The organism is Nonomuraea helvata (genome assembly GCF_039535785.1).
Classification (GTDB): domain Bacteria; phylum Actinomycetota; class Actinomycetes; order Streptosporangiales; family Streptosporangiaceae; genus Nonomuraea; species Nonomuraea helvata.
The window spans coordinates 2,762,680-2,780,029 of record NZ_BAAAXV010000001.1; the positions used below are offsets into that span (position 1 = coordinate 2,762,680).

Sequence of the window (17,350 nt, forward strand, 5' to 3'; positions counted from 1 at the left end):
GCAATTACTGCTGTGCCGTGACTTCGGTCGACAGGCGTGTGTACTTGGTCGACGCCTGGCCCAGGTCGATGATCGACTCACCGTTGAGCAGCTCGGCGGGCTTGATGCCCAGCAGCGAGCCCTTGGGGATCGTCACCCGCTCCATGGCGGCCTTGTTCGGGACCTTGTAGTTGATGTTCTCGGCGGCCCAGCTGTGGATCTCGGGGTCGAGGATGTAGTTGATCAGGGCGTGCGCGGCCTCCTTGTTCTTGGAGGACTTCATGATCACCATGGTGTCCACCCAGAGGTCGCTGCCCTCCTTCGGCACCACGAACTTGATGTTGCCCTTCGGGTCCGTGGTCGGGCACCAGCCGTCCCACGCCTCGACCATGACGGCCTCGCCGGACTTCAGCTTCTCGCCGAACGTGGTGTCATCGTAGGTGAGCAGGTGAGGCTTCTGCGCGACGAGGGCGTCCTTGACCTTCGCGATCTCGTCGTCCTTGTCGGTGTTGAGCGAGTAGCCGAGCGCCTTGAGCGCGGGCAGGGCCAGCCAGCGCTCGGTGGTCATCATGGTGACCTTCTTGTCGGCCCAGGACGGGGGCTTGAGCAGATCGTTCCAGCTCTTCGGCTCGGACTTCACCAGGTCGCTGCGGTAGCAGATGCCGGTCGTGCCCCAGGTGTAGGGCACCGAGTACTTGTTGCCCTTGTCGTAGGAGAGCTGGGTGGCCTCCGGGTAGAGGTTGGCCAGGTTGGGGATCAGCTCGGGGTGGATCGGCTCCAGCAGGCCGGCCGCGTTGAGCGCCTGGGCGTACTGGCCCGACACGAACGCCACGTCGATGCCGCTGTCACCGGGGGCGGTGAGCTTGGTCATCGCGATCTCGTTGGTGTCGTGCAGGGTGACCTTCATGTCCTTGACGTGGAGCTTCTCCTTGACCTTCTGGGGCAGCTCCGCGGGCGTGTAGCCGTCCCATACTGTGATCTGGAGGGTCTGCTGCGACAGGTCCGCGTTCGGCTTGAGCTGGTCGGCCGCCGCCGCGGTCGTGCCTTCTGAGCTGGTCGACGACTCACCGCCGCACGCCGCGACGGCAAGCGTGAGGCCGGCCACCGCCACGGCGGCCGGGAGACGACGGGTGAACCGGGTACGGGACACGGCCGCTACTCCTTCTGAATTTGTGCTGTACGAGGGGTCGCGCGACCTTACCGGACACAGCAGACCAAAGCAGGAGTGTTGCAGGGTAAATCAACATGAGCAAGACTTTTGCCCACATTGCTACCTGGAAGTTTGGTAAATGAGTTGAATTGGGCTTCAATAGCCGCCCGGCTGATCCCTCTCGGTGAGTCTCCACTCACCGCCCGAGACCGCGGCCTCACGGCGGCCCTTCTCCTGCTGCTGGAGGGTGAGGTGCCGGCGCCGTTCGCGGTCCGCCGGTTCCTGCCGTTGCCAACCCTCTCGTACGGGGTTGGAGATCTCCACACTGGGGCTCCAGCTGAGCGCGACTTCGGCCCCCACGTCGACCAGACCAACTACTCCGTGGTGGTGGACGAGCAGGTCGTCGTCAAGTGGCTCACCCCACCGGTCCCGCTCCCGCATCCCACTCCGGAGATCTTCGCCCACCTCGTCGATGCGGGCTTCACGGACACCGCCCCGCCCTACGCCGCACTCATCCTTGCAACGGACACCCACGAGGAGCTCCTCGCCCTGGTCACCGGCTATCTGCCGGAGGCCCGCGACGGCTGGGAGTGGTGCGTGGACGAGGCCGCCGCGGGCAACGCGGACTTCGCCGCCGAGATCGGCCGCCTGGCCGCCGACCTCCACCTCGCCCTCGCCACACTCCCTTCCGCCGGTGCGGCGCACACCTCCGCGGCGTCCAGGGCGGAGGCGGCGCTCGCCGAGGCGCTGGAGCTCACCGGCGGCGAGGACGGCGCGTGGCTGGCCACCAGGGCGGGACGCATGAGGCAGGAGCTCGCGCCCCTCCAGGACGACATCACGAGCCCCCGCATCCGGATCCACGGCGACCTCCACGTGGGCCAGATCCTGCGGTGGCGGGACGGCTACGCGGTGATCGACTTCGACGGCAACCCCACCGTCACCGACGCGGCGCCGTGCCAGCCCGCCGCCCGGGACGTGGCCCAGCTCACCACGAGTCTCGAGCACGTGGCCCAGGTGGCGATCAAGCGACGAGGCACCGAGCCCGCTCATGCGGCGGCGTGGGCGGCGAAGGCCCGTGCCGGGCTGCTCGCCGCCTACGGACGGCGCCTGGCCGAGCGGAACAGGCCGGACCTCCTGGACGAAAGGCTGATCCGCCCGTTCGAGGTGGAGCAGGAGTGCCGCGAGCTGATCTACGCCGCCCGCCACCTGCCCCGCTGGAGTTACGCCCCCATGGGCGTTCTGCGTACCTGGTACCAAGAGGAGAACATCACGTGAATTCCGAGCTCTACCTGTCCGATCTGGAGGCCAAGCCGGGAGCGCTCAGGAGCCTGGCCGCTGCCCTGAAGGAGGAGAACCCCTTCGCCGCGCTCCCCCAGGGCCTCACCCGGGTGCTCTTCCTGGGCATGGGCAGCTCCAGGTACGCCGCCGGGGTGGCCGCCCTGCGCCTGCGCGCCGCGGGCATCGACGCGTACGCCGACTACGCCTCGGCCGCCGCCACCTACCCGGCCGCCGCGGGCACCCTGGTCGTCCCGATCTCGGCCACCGGCACCAGCAGGGAGACCCTGGACGCCATGGAACGGTACGCGGGCGGCGCGTCCTTCCTCGCCGCGCTCACCAACTCCCCCGATTCGCCTCTCGCCCAGGTGGCCGACCTGGTGGTCGGCATGCGGGCGGGCGAGGAGCGCGGCGGCGTGGCCTGCCGTACGTTCCAGCACACCCAGGCCCTGCTCCTGGCCTTGGAGGCGCACCTCACCGGGGCCGGCCGCGACGTGCCGGGACTGCTGGAGCGGGCCGCCGAGGCCACCGAGGACCTGCTTGACCGCAGGGACGAGTGGCTCCCCCCGACGATGGAGCTGCTGGACGGCGGGCACGGCGTCTACACCATCGCCCCCGCCGAGCGCCTGTCGTCGGCCGAGCAGTCGGCGCTGATGTTCCGCGAGGGTCCGCGCCGCCCCGCCGACGCCTGCGAGAGCGGCGACTGGTCCCACGTGGACGTCTACCTCACCAAGACCCTCGACTACCGCGCCGTTCTCTTCCCCGGCTCCCGCTACGACGGGCAGGCCATGGAGTGGGTTCGCGAGCGCGGCTCCACGGTGGTCGCCGTGGGCGCGGAGGTGAAGGGCGCCACGGCCGCCGTCAGGTACGTCCACGACTCCGAGCCGGACGTCGCCCTGCTCACCGAGACTCTGGTGGCCGAGCTGGTGGCCGCCTCCTGGTGGTCGGCGAGCTAGCTAGGACCGGACGCTCAGGGCGTGCTCGACGAGCGTGATGAGGGTGCTCTTGACCGCCTGCCGCTCCCGGGCGTCGGTGCGCGCGATCGGCACGTGCGGCGACAGGGTGAGCGCCTCCCGCACCTCGCTCTCGACGTGCGGGAACTCCCCGTCCCACCCGTTCAGCCCGACGACGAACGGGATGCCGGACTCCTCGAAGTAGTCCACGGCGGGGAAGCTGTCGGCCAGCCGCCGCGAGTCGACCAGCACGACGGCCCCGATGGCGCCCCGCACGATGTCGTCCCACATGAACCAGAACCGGTGCTGCCCCGGCGTGCCGAACAGGTAGAGGATCAGGTCGCGCTCCAGAGAGAGCCGCCCGAAGTCCATGGCCACGGTGGTGGTGGTCTTCCCCGGCGTGTGCGCGAGATCGTCGATCTCCGCGGCCGCGTCCGTCATCACCGCCTCCGTGGTCAGCGGCATGATCTCGGACACGGAGCCCACGAACGTGGTCTTCCCGACGCCGAAGCCGCCCGCAACGACGATTTTCGTGGAGGTGAGCCCGCTAGAGCCTGCGAAGTCCACTCAATACCCTTTCGAGCAGGCCCCTGTCGGGGAGGCCCGCATCCAGCTGCGGCTGATAAACCCTGACCAGCCCGTCCGCCTCCATGTCGGCCACGAGCACCCGCGCCACCCCGAGCGGCACACTCAGCAGCGCCGAGATCTCCGCCACGGACCGCACCTGGCGGCACAGCTCGCTGATCGCGCGGTATTCACGGGTGTACGTCGGACCGAGTTGTGCGGAGGTGGCCGACGATACCAGGGCCTCCATGGCGAGCTTCGTGCGCGGAGCGGTCCTGCCGCCGGTGACGGCGTACATCCGGACGAGCGAGCTGCGCTCCTGCTCCGGCTCATCGTTCTGCCACATGGATGTCCCCGTTCCTATCTGTCTGCCTCGCTCCGCGAGGAGGTCCCTGAATGGATGTCCTCGCTCCGCTGCGGATCCATTCAGGGCCGCGCCGCCGACAGTTCAGCCCGTACGGCCGGTGTGAGCACCTGCCCCGCGCGCTCGACCAGGATCGTCATCTGGTACGCCACCAGCCCCATGTCGCAGTCGGGCGCGGCCAGCACCGCCAGGCAGGATCCGTCACTGATCGACATCACCAGCAGCAGGCCGCGTTCCATCTCGACGAGGGTCTGGGTGACGCCTCCGCCCTCGAACACGCGCGCCGACCCCTGCGTGAGGCTGACGAGCCCGGCCGCGACGGCGGCGAGCTGGTCGGCGCGGTCTTTGGGGAAGCCCCTGGAGTAGGCCATGGGCAGCCCGTCGGCCGACACGACCACGGCGTGCGCCACGCCGGGAACCTCGTCGACGAAGCGGCTGACCAGCCAGTTGATGTCCCTGGCCCCCTGGCTCAACTCCTTCATCAATCCTCCTCGAGCTCGGCGCGGCCCTTGCGCACGCCCTGCTGGTAACTGGCCAACCTGTTACGCAGCCGATCAGGCGACGCCGGAGGAGCAGGGGCGGGCGGGGGTTTCGGATTCGCCGTACCCGGTACCAGGTTCGCTCTCGGGGTCCGCTTCGGCAAGCCGGAGCTGGTGGTGCCGCCCTGCTCGGGCTCGGCGGCCGCGCCGGCGGCCTGCCAGCCCTGGTCGGCGGGCGAGGCCCAGGCCGGGTCGCGGTGGTCCGCGGTCGGCGCCGACTTGGTGAACCAGCCGGTCTCCTCGATGGCGGCGTAGATCGGCAGGAAGTCGTCCTTGGCCGGGCTGGGAGTGGCGAACGAGGGGTACGCGTCGTGCGGCGTGGCGAGCCGGCCCGGCAGGTCCGGCGGCTGCGACTCGACCGAGTGGGCCGGGGCCGAGCTGAACCAGGACGAGGGCTCGGGCGCCGGGGCCACGCTGTCCAGCGACGGATGCCCGGGGAGCAGCCCGGCGGGCGGCAAGGTGGAGAAGGACGGGTGCCCAGAGGACGGGTGCCCAGAGGACGGGTGCCCAGAGGACGGCCGGCCGTTCACCGGCCCAGTGAACGGGCCGGTGAACGGGCCGGTGAACGGCTCAGGGGCCGGCGGGGAGGGTGCCCGCGTCGCCTGGGCGGGCACCTGGACGCGCTGCGGGGCGGCCGCCGGACCCGGCACCGCCGTGAGCAGCGCCGGCGGGACGAGCACCATGGCGGTCAGCCCGCCGATGTCCTGCCTGCGCAGCTGGACCCTGATGCTGTGCCGCAGGGCCAGGCGGCCGACCACGAACAGGCCCATGCGCCGCGACACCGACACGTCCACGACGGGCGGGTTCGCCAGCCGCCAGTTGGCCTCCGACAGCTCCTCGGGAGTCATGCCGATCCCGTGGTCGGTGACCGACAGCATCAGCGAGCCGCCGTCGATGCGGCTGCTGGAGATGACGACCTTGGTTTCCTGCGGGGAGAACGAGACGGCGTTCTCGATCAGCTCCGCGAGCAGGTGCACCGCGTCGGTGACGGCCTGACCGGCGATGGCCACGTCCGACTGGACCTGGATGCTGACCCGGTCGTAGCTCTCGACCTCGCCGAGCGCGGCGCGCACGATGTCCATCAGCTCTACCGGCTCGCTCCACTTGCGTGCCGCCTCCTGGCCGGCGAGGACCAGGAGGTTCTCGCTGTTGCGGCGCATGCGCGTGGCCAGGTGGTCGAGCTTGAACAGGTCGCCGAGCCTGGCGTCGTCGCGCTCGCCGCGCTCCAGCCTCTCGATCAGCGTCAGTTGCCGCTCGACCAGCGTCTGGCTGCGCCGCGACAGGTTGACGAACATGGCGTTGACGTTCGCGCGCAGCTTGGCCTCGTCGCCGGCCAGGCGTACCGCCTCGCGGTGCACCTCGTCGAACGCGCGGGCGACCTCGCCCACCTCGTCCCTGGAGAAGATCCCGATGGGCGGCACCTCGGCCTGGACCGCGCTGTCGCGCGACTCGCGGAGGTGCTGGACGAAGTCGGGCAGCCGCTTGCCGGCGATCTGCAGCGCCTCGCTCCGCAGGCGGCGCAGGGGGCGTACGAGCGACCTGGCGACCCCGGTGGTGACCAGCAGGACGGCCACGAGCAGCGCCAGCACGGCGCCGGCGACGACGAACGCCTGCCGCCGCTCGTCGGCGCTGAGCGCCTCGCTGCGGGCCACGATGCCCTGGGCCTGGCGCTCCTCGACCTTGCGCATGGAGTCGACGACCACGCCCGTCGCGTCGAACCACTCCTTGGCGTCGTCGCGCCTGCTCAGGTCGAGGCCGCGCAGGGGCAGCCCCTTCGTGGCCCTGATCAGCACGAGCTCGCGCAGGAACAGCATGCGGTCGGCGGACCTGCCGTTGACGGTCTCGTCGAAGAAGCGCCGCTCGTCCGCGGTGGCCTCGACGGCGTAGGCCTTGCGCTCGTTGAGCTCCTTGGACTGCTCGCCGAGGAAGCGCTCGAGCGGGTCCTCGTCGAACGCCCCCTCGACCAGCGCGACGGTGACGAGCGCCTGCTGGTACGAGACACTCTCCTTCGCCCTGGCCAGAGCGTCGAGCATGCGGGTCCGGCGGAACAGCTCGTCGTCCACGCTCTCTTTGACCAGCTCGTTGTGGACGGCGAGCAGGTCGCCGATCACGGTCGTGTAGAGCTCCACGGCCGGGCCGGGCAGCAGGGTGGCGTCGAGTGCCTGCTTGCGCAGGGCGGTCAGGTCGTCCAGCCGGCTGAGCAGGTTCTCGAGCTGGTCGGCGGAGCGGCCGGTCGCGTCGTTCAGCAGTTGCCGGACGGTGCCGCGTACCTGAGCGGCGGTCCTGTCCACCTCGTCCATCTGGGCGCGCACCGCGGACAGACCGTCCGCCGGGCGGTTGCGGGCGATGTACCAGGCGGTCCTGGCCCGCTCGGCGGCCACCTCGTGGGTGAGGCTGCCCAGTTGGACGGAGAGCTGGGCGAACTGGTTGGTGCGTGCGTAGTCGCCGGCGGCGGACGTGCTCGCGAGTACCTGGATGCCGCCGAGCAGCACGGCGGCGGCCGTCGGGATCAGGATGAGGGCGACGAGACGTGCGCGTACGCGCCAGTTGCTCAGCCGCCAGTTGCCCCTGCCGGCCTGCCTCTCGCCCAGCTCTGTACTCACAGAACGCACCTCGCCCGAAATCGGCGTATTTGAGGGGGATGTGCCCCATGGGAAAGCAGCAAGTGCCGGTAATTAGAACACATCCCAACGCAGCGTAGCCCACACGAAGATAACGCTACAAAAAACAAGTCCTGTGACTCTTGGGGTAAAAGCTGGGGTTCCACCATAAATGATCAGAGAGTAGGAAATAAACCCTTAAGGCCCTACATGTCCGATAGTGGGAGTTTCGCACGTTCCAACTCCATAACGTGCGAGGAGCGCCCCGATCTCTGGACGGTCACGGCGTTGAGATACCCGTTATTCGCGACATATGTTGTGCCAGTCATGAAGGAGGCAGGGTGGGAGATTCTCCCGACAGCGCGGCCATCACCGTTGAGGGTCTTTGGAAGATCTTCGGTTCCAGGGCACAGAAAGTGCTGGACAGCGAGGACAGACATCTCGACCAGGCGACTCTGAGAGAGAAGACCGGCTGCACCGCCGCCGTGAGAGACGTGAGCTTCCAGGTGCGCCCGGGCGAGGTCTTCGTGGTCATGGGCCTGTCGGGCAGCGGCAAGTCCACCCTCGTACGCTGCCTCACCCGGCTGATCGAGCCCAGCGCGGGCGAGATCAGGATCGGCGGCGAGGACATCGGCGGCGCCTCCCCCGCCCGGCTCCGCGAGCTCCGCCGCCACCAGGTCAGCATGGTCTTCCAGCACTTCGGCCTGCTGCCGCACCGCAAGGTGATCGACAACGTCGCGTACGGGCTGGAGATCCAGGGCGCCGCCAAGGCGGCCAGGCACGCGCGGGCCGCGGAGATCCTCTCCCTCGTCGGCCTCGACGGCTACGCCGACGCCTACCCCGACCAGCTCTCGGGCGGCATGCAGCAGCGGGTAGGGCTGGCCCGCGCGCTGGCCGTGGACCCGCAGGTGATGCTGTTCGACGAGCCGTTCAGCGCGCTCGACCCGCTGATCAGGCGCGACATGCAGGCGGAGGTGATCCGCCTGCACCGGGAGGTCGGCAAGACGATGGTGTTCATCACCCACGACCTGTCGGAGGCGCTCAAGCTGGGCGAGCGGATCGCGATCATGCGGGCGGGCTCGATCGTGCAGCTCGGCACCGCCGAGGAGCTGGTGGGCGCGCCCGCCGACGACTACGTGGCCGACTTCGTCCGCGACGTGCCCAGGAGCCACGTGCTGACGCTGCGCTGGATCAGCCGCGACCCGGAGCCCGGCGAGCCGCTGGACGGGCCGGCGTTACCGGTCACCACGCTCGTCAAGGACGCCATCGGCGCCTGCTCGGCCTCCTCCCGCCCGATCAGGGTCATGGACGGCGACGATCTGGTGGGCGTCGTGGACCGCGTGGACCTGCTGTCCTTCCTGTCGGGCCAGGGCCTCGCGGTGCAGGCGGGGACATGAGCTCGGCGGCGGTCAGCACGCCGGCCAGGCTCCGGCTGCCCCGGTGGGTGGCGCCTGTCGGCGTGTCGGTCCTGTTCGTGGCCGCGTACCTCGTCTTCCGCGGCACGGCCACGCTGCCGCACGACAAGGAGGCGCCGCAGTTCCTGGCCGTCACCGACCTGCGCGAGTGGATCGACGACCACCGCAACGACAACCCGCTCTTCCTGTACTTCCTCAACTACATCCGGCTCTTCGTGGGCCGGCTCTACGACCTGTTCGAGGTCGTGCTGAACGCGCTCGGCTGGCCCGGCATCACCGGCGTGCTCGGCGCGCTGGCGTGGCTGGCGGGCGGCCGGAGGATCGCGCTGCTCGCGGTCGCGGGCGTGAGCGCGTTCGGCGTCCTCGGGCTCTGGCAGTCGAGCGTCGACACGCTGGCCCTGGTCGCGGTCTCCGTGCTGCTGTCGCTGGCGATCGGGATCCCGCTGGGCGTCTGGGCCGGGCTCTCCGGCCGCGTGCGGCGGTTGATCACACCGGCGCTGGACGTCATGCAGATCATGCCGACGTTCGCGTACCTGGCGCCGCTCGCGCTCTTCTTCCACATCGGCGCGCCGGCCGGGGCCATCGCGACGATGATCTACTCGATCCCGCCCGCCATCCGCATCACCGCGCTGGCCGTCTCGGAGGTCTCCCCCACGGCGGTCGAGGCGTCCACGTCACTGGGCGCAACACGTACGCAGACGCTGTTCAAGGTCTACCTGCCGCTGGCCAGGTGCACGATCGCGCTCGCCGTCAACCAGACGATCATGATGGCCCTGTCCATGGTCGTCATCGCGAACCTCATCTCGGCCCCCGGCCTCGGTGGCGACATCATTCGCGGCCTGTCACGGGCGCAGGTCGGCATCATGCTCCCGGCCGGCGTGGCCGTCGTGATCATGGCGGTGCTGCTGGACCGGATGACGATGGCGGTCGCCAGACGAGGACCGCATTCGAGGATCGGCAAGCTGGATCTCGCCGCCGCCGGCGTGCTCGCGGCGGCCGGGCTCGCGCTCATCCCCGTGCTCCCCCGGACGTGGCCGGACGGCCTCACGGTCAACTTCGTGTCCGAGGTGAACGCCGCCGTCCTCTGGGCCGAGGACAACTGGTTCGCGGTGACCACGTTCATCAAGGACCTCACCACCGCTGCCCTGCTCAACCCCCTGGAGACGCTGCTCACCTCGGCCCCGTGGTGGCTGGTCGCCCTGGCGGTGCTGACCGTCGCCTGGTGGGTGAGCGGCGTGCGCCCGGCGCTGACGGCGCTGGGCTGCCTGCTGGCCATCGCGCTGCTCGGCGTCTGGGAGCACACCATGCAGACGCTGACCACGGTGGTCGTCGCCGTGCTGGTCACGCTGGCCGTCGGCCTGCTGCTCGGGGTGGCCGCGGCCCGCTCGCCGCGCTACTCGGCCGTGCAGCGGCCCGTGCTCGACGCCGCCCAGACCATGCCGGCGTTCGTCTACCTGCTGCCGGCGCTGGCGCTGTTCGAGACCACCAGGTTCACCGCGATCTTCGCCTCCGTCATCTACGCGGTGCCGCCGGTGGTGCGCCTGGTCGAGGACGGCATCAAGGGCGTGCCCGCCACGGTCGTCGAAGCGGCCGTCTCGGCGGGCTCGACGCCCGGCCAGCTCCTGTGGAAGGTGCAGCTGCCCATGGCCAGGCGGGGCATCCTGCTCGCCGCCAACCAGGGCATCGTCATGACGCTGGCCATGGTCGTCGTCGGCGGTCTGGTCGGGGCCGGGGCCCTCGGCTACGACGTGGTCACCGGGTTCTCCCAGCGGACCGACTTCGGCATGGGCTTCGTGGCCGGCATCGCGACCGTGCTGCTCGGAGTCATGCTCGACCGCATCACGCAGGGCGCCGACAGGCGTCCTTCCCCCCGAAAGAGGAAGTTCACATCATGAAGATTCGCCTGCTCGCAGGCCTCCTCGCAGTTGGGCTCGGCGCCGCGGCCTGCGGCGGGGCCAAGGTCGAGACCTCTCCCAGCTCCTCCGCCGCACCGCAGGCCGGCTCCAGCGCCCCCGCGGGGACCGTGAAGATCGCCATCAACCCCTGGGTCGGGTACGAGGCCAGCGCGAACGTCGTGGCGTACCTGCTGAAGAACGAGCTGCACTACAACGTGGAACTGCCCGAGATCAAGGAGCAGCTCGCCTGGGAGGGCTTCGAGACCGGCGACGTCGACGTCATCATCGAGAACTGGGGACACCCGGACCTGAAGAAGAAGTTCATCGAGGAGAAGAAGGTCGCCGCCGAGGCGGGCTCCACCGGCAACAAGGGCGTCATCGGCTGGTACATCCCCAAGTGGATGGCCGACGAGCACCCCGACATCACCGACTACAAGAACCTGAACAAGTACGCCGGACTGTTCAAGACCTCCGAGTCGGGAGACAAGGGCCAGCTGCTCTTCGGCGACCCGTCGTACGTCAGCAACGAGGAAGCCCTGATCAAGAACCTCAAGCTGAACTTCAAGGTCGTCGTGGGCGGCAGCGAGGCGGCCCTGATCAAGGGCGCCCAGCAGGCGCAGGAGCAGAAGAAGCCGCTGCTGTTCTACTTCTGGGACCCGCACTGGCTGTTCAGCAAGACCCAGCTGGTCCGGGTGAAGCTGCCCGCCTACACCGAGGGCTGCGACGCCGACCCGAAGAAGGTCGCCTGCGACTACCCGGAGATGGACCTCGACAAGATCGTCAGCAAGAAGTTCGCCGACACCGGCGGCAAGGCGTACGAGCTGGTCAAGAACTTCACCTGGACCAACGAGGACCAGAACTCCGTCGCCGACGACATGACCAACAACGGCATGACCGGCGAGCAGGCCGCGAAGAAGTGGGTCGAGGCCAACACCGCCAAGTGGCAGGCCTGGATCCCCAAGTGACGCCCTCTTGACCGCGGCCCCCGCGGACGGGGCCGCGGTCTCCGGGAGACCTCTCATGTTGCGAACGAACAAGCTCGTCGGGCCCCTGGTCGCGGCCCTGCTCCTGGCGGCCGCCTGTTCCGGCGAGGAGCCCGCCGCCACCGCCGGGGCCAAGGGCACCGTCACCATCGACATCCACGGCTGGGTCGGGTACGAGGCCCAGGCCGCCGTGCTGGCGTACCTGCTCGAGCACGAGCTGGGCTACAAGGTGCACAAGCGCGCCATGAAGGAGGGCGATTCCTGGAAGGATTTCGAGACCGGCAAGGTCGATGTGATCGTCGAGAGCTGGGGTCACAACGACCTGAAAAAGACGTACATCGAGCAGAAGAAGGTGGCGCTGTCGGCCGGGCTCACCGGGAACAAAGGCGTGATCGGGTGGTATGTCCCTGAGTGGATGGTCAAGAAATATCCCGACATTACGGACTACCGAAACCTCAATAAATACGCCGGCCTCTTCCGGACCGAAAAAACCGGAAATCTCGGACAAGTCCTCGACGGGGATCCGACCTTCGTGACGAACGACGAGGCTCTCGTCAAGAACCTCGGCCTCAAATACAAGGTCGTCTACTCGGGCAGCGAGGCCGCGTTGATCAAAGCGGCCGAGTTCGCGACCAAGAACCGGACACCGCTGCTGATGTATTTCTACGAGCCGCAATGGCTCTTCACCAAGGTCAAACTGGCCAAGGTCGCGCTGCCGCCCTATGCCGTGGGCTGCGACGACGACGCGAAGAAGGTCGCCTGCGACTACCCGCCGTACCTGCTCGACAAGATCGTCAGCCGGCGGTTCGCGCAGACCGGCGGCAAGGCGTACGACCTGGTCCGCAACTTCACCTGGACCAACGACGACCAGAACGCGGTGGCCGGCGACATGATCAACGAGAAGATGACCGCCGAGCAGGCGGCGGAGCGGTGGGTGCAGGAGAACAAGATCATCTGGAAGGACTGGATCCCCCGTTGAGGTTCGACTACGTCATCGTCGGCGGCGGCAGCGCGGGCTGCGCGCTGGCCAACCGGCTGAGCGCCGACCCCTCGGTGTCAGTCCTGGTGCTGGAGGCCGGCCGGCCCGACCACCTGTGGGACGTGTTCATCCACATGCCCGCCGCGCTGATGTTCCCCATCGGCAGCCGCTTCTACGACTGGCGGTACGAGTCGGAGCCGGAGCCGTACATGGAGGGGCGGCGGATCTACCACGCCCGTGGCAAGGTGCTGGGCGGCTCCAGCAGCATCAACGGCATGATCTTCCAGCGCGGCAACCCGCTCGACTACGAGCGCTGGGCGGCCGATCCCGGCATGAGGCACTGGGACTACGCCCACTGCCTGCCGTACTTCAAGAAGATGGAGAACTGCCTGGCCGACCCGGGCACGCCCTTCCGCGGCGGCGACGGCCCGCTGAAGCTCGAACGCGGCCCGGCGCAGGGGCCGCTGTTCGAGGCCTTCTTCGAGGCGGTCCAGCAGGCCGGCCACCGGCTCACCGACGACGTGAACGGCCACCGACAGGAGGGATTCGCGGCCTTCGACCGCAACATCCACCGCGGCCGCCGCCTCAGCGCCGCCCGCGCGTACCTGCATCCGGTACGCGGCCGGCGCAACCTCACGGTCAGGACCCGCGCCTTCGTCGAGAAGGTCCTCTTCGAGGGCACGCGAGCCGTCGGCGTGCTCTGCGGCGGGAAGCGCGTGGAGGCCGGCGAGGTCATCCTGTGCGGCGGCGCGATCAACACCCCCCAGCTCCTGCAGCTGTCGGGTGTCGGCCCCAGGGCGCTCCTGGAGGGGGTGGGCGTGCGCGTGGTCCACGACCTCCCGGGCGTCGGGGAGAACCTGCAGGACCACCTCGAGGTGTACGTCCAGCACGCCTGCAGGCAGCCGGTCTCCCAGCAGTCGTCCCTGGCCCTGTGGCGCAGGCCCTTCATCGGCGCCCGCTGGCTCTTCCTCAGGGGCGGCCCCGGGGCCACGAACCACTTCGAGGCGGGCGGCTTCATCCGGTCGAACGACGACGTGGCGTACCCGAACCTGATGTTCCACTTCCTGCCGATCGCGGTCCGCTACGACGGCTCGGCCCCGGCCGGCGGCCACGGCTACCAGGTGCACATCGGCCCGATGTACTCCGACGCCCGGGGCTCGGTCCGCATCAGGTCGGCCGACCCCCGCGAGAAGCCGGCCCTGCGCTTCAACTACCTCTCCACCGACCAGGACCGCCGGGAGTGGGTGGAGGCCGTCAGGCACGCCCGGGCGATCCTGTCCCAGCCCGCCTGGTCGGACCTGGACGGCGGCGAGATCTCTCCCGGGCCAGGCGTGCGGACGGACGAGGAGATCCTCGCGTGGGTGGCCAGGGACGGCGAAACCGCCCTCCACCCCTCCTGCACCTGCAGGATGGGCACGGACGACAGGTCCGTCGTGGACCCCGGCACCATGCGGGTCCACGGCCTGGACGGGCTGCGCGTCGTGGACGCCTCGGTGATGCCGTACGTCACGAACGGCAACATCTACGCCCCGGTCATGATGCTCGCCGAGAAGTCCGCCGACCTCATCCTCGGCAACACACCTCTGCCCCCCGAGCCGGTGGAGTTCCACCGGCATCAGTGACAGACGGTTCAGCCTAAACTGAACGCCATGGCTCCTGACGACGACCGCGAGCGCATGCTCGAGTGGGTCGAGCGCGTGGCGATGTTCTGCGGCGACGCCTGGGGCCTGGCGCCCATCACCGGCCGCATTCTGGGCTGGCTGCTGATCTGCACGCCCGCCGAGCAGTCGGCCGGCGAGATCGCCGACGCGATCGGGGCCAGCCGGGCGTCCATGACGTCCAACATGCGCCTGCTGACCTCCGTCGGCCTCGTGCGCCGCCGCACCCGGCAGGGCGAGCGCACCACGTACTACCGGATCGAGGACGACGCGTTCGAGAAGGTCGTGCGCCAGAGGCTGGCCGCGTTCGCCGCGTTCGGGGAGATCGCCGAGGAGGCGCTGCAGTTCGGCGGGGAGGACGGGGAGCGCACCCGCCGCATCCGCTCGGCCCAGCAGTCCATCGCCCTCCTCACCGGCCCCGTGGCGTAGCGCTCACGCGGCGCGGCTGTTCACCAGGGTCTCGATGCCGTCGAGGACGCGCTGGAGGCCGAACTCGAAGGCGTGCTCCGGGCTGTAGGCCGCGTTGAGCGCCTCCCCTGCCGACTGGCCGACACGTGCGGCGACAGGGTAGCGGTCGGCGTCAGCGATCCGGCTCAGGAAGGGCGCGTGCGCGGCCCACCACTGCTCGTCGGTCATGCCCGTCTCGCTCTCGGCCTGCGCCGCCTCCACGGCGCCCCGCGCCGTCCCGTGCACGAAGCCGGTGATCAGCGTGATCACCGAGTCCATCTCGACGTCCGACAGCCCGATGCCGTCCACGGCCCGCAGCTCGTAGTCGTACTTGGCGGTGACGTTGGGCCCGAGCACCGGGCGGTTGGCCGCCACCTGCAGCAGCCACGGATGACGCAGGTAGAGCGCCCAGTTCTCCCTGGCGATCTGCTCCAGCCTGCCCCGCCAGCCGCCGGGCACGTCCTCCGGCTTGGCCGTCTCTCCGTAGACGGTGTCGAGCATGACGTCGAACAGCTCGGGCTTGCCCGGCACGTACGTGTAGAGCGACATCGTCCCGACGCCCAGCCGCTCGGCCACGCGGCGCATGGACAGCGCCTGCAGCCCTTCGGTGTCGGCCACGTCGATGGCGGCGCGCACGATGCGGTCGACGTTCAGCTCCGGCTTGCCCTTGCGGCTGACGCGCTCGCTGGTCCGCCAGAGCAGCGCCAGGCTGCGCGCGGGATCGCCCTTTCCCGAGTACTCAACGGTCACATGCGTACGGTACACCGTACGGTTGCGTGCGTGAACCCGTATCCTGTACGGTACGCCGTACGATCCAGGGGAAAGGGAGCACGTATGTCAGCGGTGCTCGCGCAGGACCTGCGCAAGACGTACGGCGAGAAGGCGGCGCTGGACGGCATCGATCTCGACGTGGGCCGGGGCACGGTCTGTGGCCTGCTCGGCCCCAACGGCGCGGGCAAGACCACAGCCGTCCGCATCCTCACCACGCTCCTGCGGGCCTCGGGCGGCCGCGCGGAGGTGGCGGGGTTCGACGTGGCGGCCCAGCCCCGCCAGGTACGCCGCAGCATCGGCCTGGTCGGCCAGCACGCGGCGGTGGACGAGATCCTGACAGGGCGGCAGAACCTCGAGCTGTTCGGCCGCCTCTACCACCTCGGCGCGAAGCAGGCCCGGGCCAGGGCGGACGAGCTGCTCGACCGGTTCGGGCTGGACCACAAGGGGCCGGCCAAGGAGTACTCGGGCGGCATGCGGCGCAGGCTCGACCTCGCGGCCAGCATGATCCTCGCCCCACCCGTGCTCTTCCTCGACGAGCCGACGACGGGGCTGGACCCCCGGAGCCGCACGGAGATCTGGCGCGCGGTGCGCGACCTCGTGGCGGGCGGCACGACCGTGCTGCTGACCACCCAGTACCTGGAGGAGGCCGACCAGCTCGCGGACCGGATCTCGGTGATCGACACCGGTCGGGTGGTGGCCGAGGGCACGCCGGACGAGCTCAAGTCCAAGCTCGGCGGCGACCGGCTCGACGTGGTCATCCACAACCCGGCGCGGCTGGAGGAGGCCGCCGGGGTCGTCGGGAGGGTGGCACCCGGGCCGGTCGAGGTCGACCGGGACACCCGGCACGTGAGCGCGCCGGTGAGCGAGCGGGTGCAGGCCCTCACGGAGGTGCTGGCGGCCCTGGCGGCGGCCGGGATCGAGGTCGAGGACGTCGCGCTGCGCCGCCCCACGCTGGACGAAGTCTTCCTGAACCTCACCAACAGGAGCACGAAATGAGATGGGCTCTGGTAGACGGCTGGACGGTCACCCGCCGCGACCTGATCCACTGGGCCAACCAGCCGATGACGGTGATCTTCGGGGTCCTCTTCCCCATCATGATCACGCTGGCCTTCGGCTACCTGTTCGGCGGCGCGGTGGAGGTGCCCTCGGGGGCCGACTACTTCGCCTTCCTCATGCCCGGCATGTACGGCATGACGATGCTCTTCGGGCTGAGCGCCACCATGATCGCCGTCACCACCGACGCGTCCAAGGGCGTCACCGACCGCTTCCGCTCGATGCCCATGGCACCCTCGGCGGTCCTGATCGGCCGGGCCGTCGCGGACCTGCTCAACTCGGTCCTGATCCTGGCCGGGCTCCTGGTCTGCGGCCTGGCGGTGGGCTGGCGCCCGTCCTCGCTCCCCGGCGCGCTGGGCGCGGTGGGCCTGCTGCTGCTCCTGCGCTTCGCGCTGCTCTGGGCCGGCATGTACCTGGGGCTGGTCGTCAAGGACGCGGGGGCGGTGGTGGCGGTGCAGACGCTGGAGTTCCCGGTCGGCTTCCTGTCGAACGCCTTCGTCGCGCCCGGCACGATGCCGGGCTGGCTCGGGGCGATCTCGGAGTGGAACCCGCTGTCGTCCACGGTCGCGGCGACCAGGGAGCTCTTCGGGAACCCGGGGTGGGGCGGGGACTCGTGGGTGGCCCAGCACGCGATCCTGATGGCGGTCGTCTGGCCGGTGGCCATCACCGTGGTCTTCTTCGTCCTGTCGGTACACCGCTACCAGTGCCTCGACCGCTGACTCCTG

Annotated in this window: 16 protein-coding genes; 10 read left to right on the plus strand and 6 right to left on the minus strand. The window is 69.6% G+C overall.

All coding sequences use genetic code 11. The features are described from left to right. Positions 1-4: 4 nt before the first annotated feature. A complete protein-coding gene (locus ABD830_RS12790) occupies positions 5-1,129 on the minus strand; it encodes a polyamine ABC transporter substrate-binding protein (protein WP_344986903.1) in 1,125 nt (374 codons plus the stop codon). A gap of 252 nt (positions 1,130-1,381) precedes the next feature. Here ABD830_RS12790 and ABD830_RS12795 point away from each other — a divergent pair, with 252 nt between their 5' ends. Continuing rightward, entirely contained in the window at positions 1,382-2,404 is a 1,023-nt protein-coding gene (locus ABD830_RS12795) for a hypothetical protein (protein WP_344986904.1), read from the plus strand. Continuing rightward, positions 2,401-3,360 (plus strand): SIS domain-containing protein, encoded by a 960-nt coding sequence (locus tag ABD830_RS12800; protein WP_344986905.1) that lies wholly within the window; start codon positions 2,401-2,403, stop codon positions 3,358-3,360. Before ABD830_RS12795 ends, ABD830_RS12800 begins: the two co-directional genes overlap by 4 nt. Here ABD830_RS12800 and ABD830_RS12805 read toward each other — a convergent pair whose 3' ends face one another. The 4 genes from ABD830_RS12805 to ABD830_RS12820 all read right to left on the minus strand — a co-directional run bounded on the left by ABD830_RS12805 (position 3,361) and on the right by ABD830_RS12820 (position 7,427). Next, entirely contained in the window at positions 3,361-3,924 is a 564-nt protein-coding gene (locus ABD830_RS12805; protein WP_344986906.1) for a GTP-binding protein, read from the minus strand. Beyond that, positions 3,905-4,267: a DUF742 domain-containing protein gene (locus ABD830_RS12810; protein ID WP_344986908.1), complete on the minus strand. Its 363-nt coding sequence runs from the start codon at positions 4,265-4,267 to the stop codon at positions 3,905-3,907. Before ABD830_RS12810 ends, ABD830_RS12805 begins: the two co-directional genes overlap by 20 nt. Before the next feature lie 80 nt (positions 4,268-4,347). After that, complete coding sequence (locus ABD830_RS12815; RefSeq protein WP_344986909.1) at positions 4,348-4,767, minus strand: roadblock/LC7 domain-containing protein; 420 nt, start codon at positions 4,765-4,767, stop codon at positions 4,348-4,350. Continuing rightward, positions 4,767-7,427: a nitrate- and nitrite sensing domain-containing protein gene (locus tag ABD830_RS12820; RefSeq protein WP_344986910.1), complete on the minus strand. Its 2,661-nt coding sequence runs from the start codon at positions 7,425-7,427 to the stop codon at positions 4,767-4,769. Before ABD830_RS12820 ends, ABD830_RS12815 begins: the two co-directional genes overlap by 1 nt. Positions 7,428-7,765: 338 nt before the next feature. Here ABD830_RS12820 and ABD830_RS12825 point away from each other — a divergent pair, with 338 nt between their 5' ends. Genes ABD830_RS12825 through ABD830_RS12850 form a run of 6 tightly spaced genes read left to right on the plus strand, consistent with a single transcriptional unit; the run spans position 7,766 to position 14,783 of the window. Next, positions 7,766-8,821 carry a quaternary amine ABC transporter ATP-binding protein gene (locus tag ABD830_RS12825; RefSeq protein ID WP_344986911.1) on the plus strand — a complete coding sequence of 352 codons (1,056 nt, stop codon included), beginning with the start codon at positions 7,766-7,768 and terminating at the stop codon, positions 8,819-8,821. Then, positions 8,818-10,734, plus strand: a complete 1,917-nt coding sequence (locus ABD830_RS12830; protein WP_344986912.1) for an ABC transporter permease — start codon at positions 8,818-8,820, stop codon at positions 10,732-10,734. Before ABD830_RS12825 ends, ABD830_RS12830 begins: the two co-directional genes overlap by 4 nt. Beyond that, on the plus strand, positions 10,731-11,699 hold the full coding sequence (locus ABD830_RS12835) for an ABC transporter substrate-binding protein (RefSeq protein WP_344986913.1): 969 nt from the start codon (positions 10,731-10,733) through the stop codon (positions 11,697-11,699). The genes ABD830_RS12830 and ABD830_RS12835 overlap by 4 nt, the downstream gene beginning before the upstream one ends. Before the next feature lie 55 nt (positions 11,700-11,754). Continuing rightward, a complete protein-coding gene (locus ABD830_RS12840) occupies positions 11,755-12,696 on the plus strand; it encodes an ABC transporter substrate-binding protein (protein ID WP_344986914.1) in 942 nt (313 codons plus the stop codon). Continuing rightward, on the plus strand, positions 12,693-14,318 hold the full coding sequence (gene betA, locus ABD830_RS12845; RefSeq protein ID WP_344986915.1) for a choline dehydrogenase: 1,626 nt from the start codon (positions 12,693-12,695) through the stop codon (positions 14,316-14,318). The genes ABD830_RS12840 and betA overlap by 4 nt, the downstream gene beginning before the upstream one ends. 27 nt (positions 14,319-14,345) lie before the next feature. Beyond that, positions 14,346-14,783 carry a GbsR/MarR family transcriptional regulator gene (locus tag ABD830_RS12850; RefSeq protein WP_344986916.1) on the plus strand — a complete coding sequence of 146 codons (438 nt, stop codon included), beginning with the start codon at positions 14,346-14,348 and terminating at the stop codon, positions 14,781-14,783. 3 nt (positions 14,784-14,786) lie between these two features. On the opposite strand, the gene ABD830_RS12855 is transcribed toward ABD830_RS12850, so the two are convergent. Then, positions 14,787-15,551 carry a TetR/AcrR family transcriptional regulator gene (locus tag ABD830_RS12855; protein WP_344986917.1) on the minus strand — a complete coding sequence of 255 codons (765 nt, stop codon included), beginning with the start codon at positions 15,549-15,551 and terminating at the stop codon, positions 14,787-14,789. 84 nt (positions 15,552-15,635) lie between these two features. Between ABD830_RS12855 and ABD830_RS12860 the strand changes: the two genes are divergently transcribed. Next, the gene (locus tag ABD830_RS12860; protein ID WP_344986919.1) at positions 15,636-16,568 is read left to right on the plus strand and encodes an ATP-binding cassette domain-containing protein; all 933 of its coding nucleotides are present in this window, start codon (positions 15,636-15,638) and stop codon (positions 16,566-16,568) included. Next, on the plus strand, positions 16,565-17,344 hold the full coding sequence (locus ABD830_RS12865; RefSeq protein ID WP_344986920.1) for an ABC transporter permease: 780 nt from the start codon (positions 16,565-16,567) through the stop codon (positions 17,342-17,344). Before ABD830_RS12860 ends, ABD830_RS12865 begins: the two co-directional genes overlap by 4 nt. Positions 17,345-17,350 lie beyond the last annotated feature (6 nt).

Bases quoted from the DNA above. Each gene is read 5' to 3' on its own strand.
- ABD830_RS12810 (WP_344986908.1), bottom strand. From the start codon at position 4,267: ATGTGGCAGAACGATGAGCCGGAGCAGGAGCGCAGCTCGCTCGTCCGG.
- ABD830_RS12865 (WP_344986920.1), top strand. From the start codon at position 16,565: ATGAGATGGGCTCTGGTAGACGGCTGGACGGTCACCCGCCGCGACCTG.
- ABD830_RS12835 (WP_344986913.1), top strand. From the start codon at position 10,731: ATGAAGATTCGCCTGCTCGCAGGCCTCCTCGCAGTTGGGCTCGGCGCC.
- ABD830_RS12830 (WP_344986912.1), top strand. From the start codon at position 8,818: ATGAGCTCGGCGGCGGTCAGCACGCCGGCCAGGCTCCGGCTGCCCCGG.
- ABD830_RS12860 (WP_344986919.1), top strand. From the start codon at position 15,636: ATGTCAGCGGTGCTCGCGCAGGACCTGCGCAAGACGTACGGCGAGAAG.
- ABD830_RS12850 (WP_344986916.1), top strand. From the start codon at position 14,346: ATGGCTCCTGACGACGACCGCGAGCGCATGCTCGAGTGGGTCGAGCGC.
- ABD830_RS12815 (WP_344986909.1), bottom strand. From the start codon at position 4,767: ATGAAGGAGTTGAGCCAGGGGGCCAGGGACATCAACTGGCTGGTCAGC.
- ABD830_RS12840 (WP_344986914.1), top strand. From the start codon at position 11,755: ATGTTGCGAACGAACAAGCTCGTCGGGCCCCTGGTCGCGGCCCTGCTC.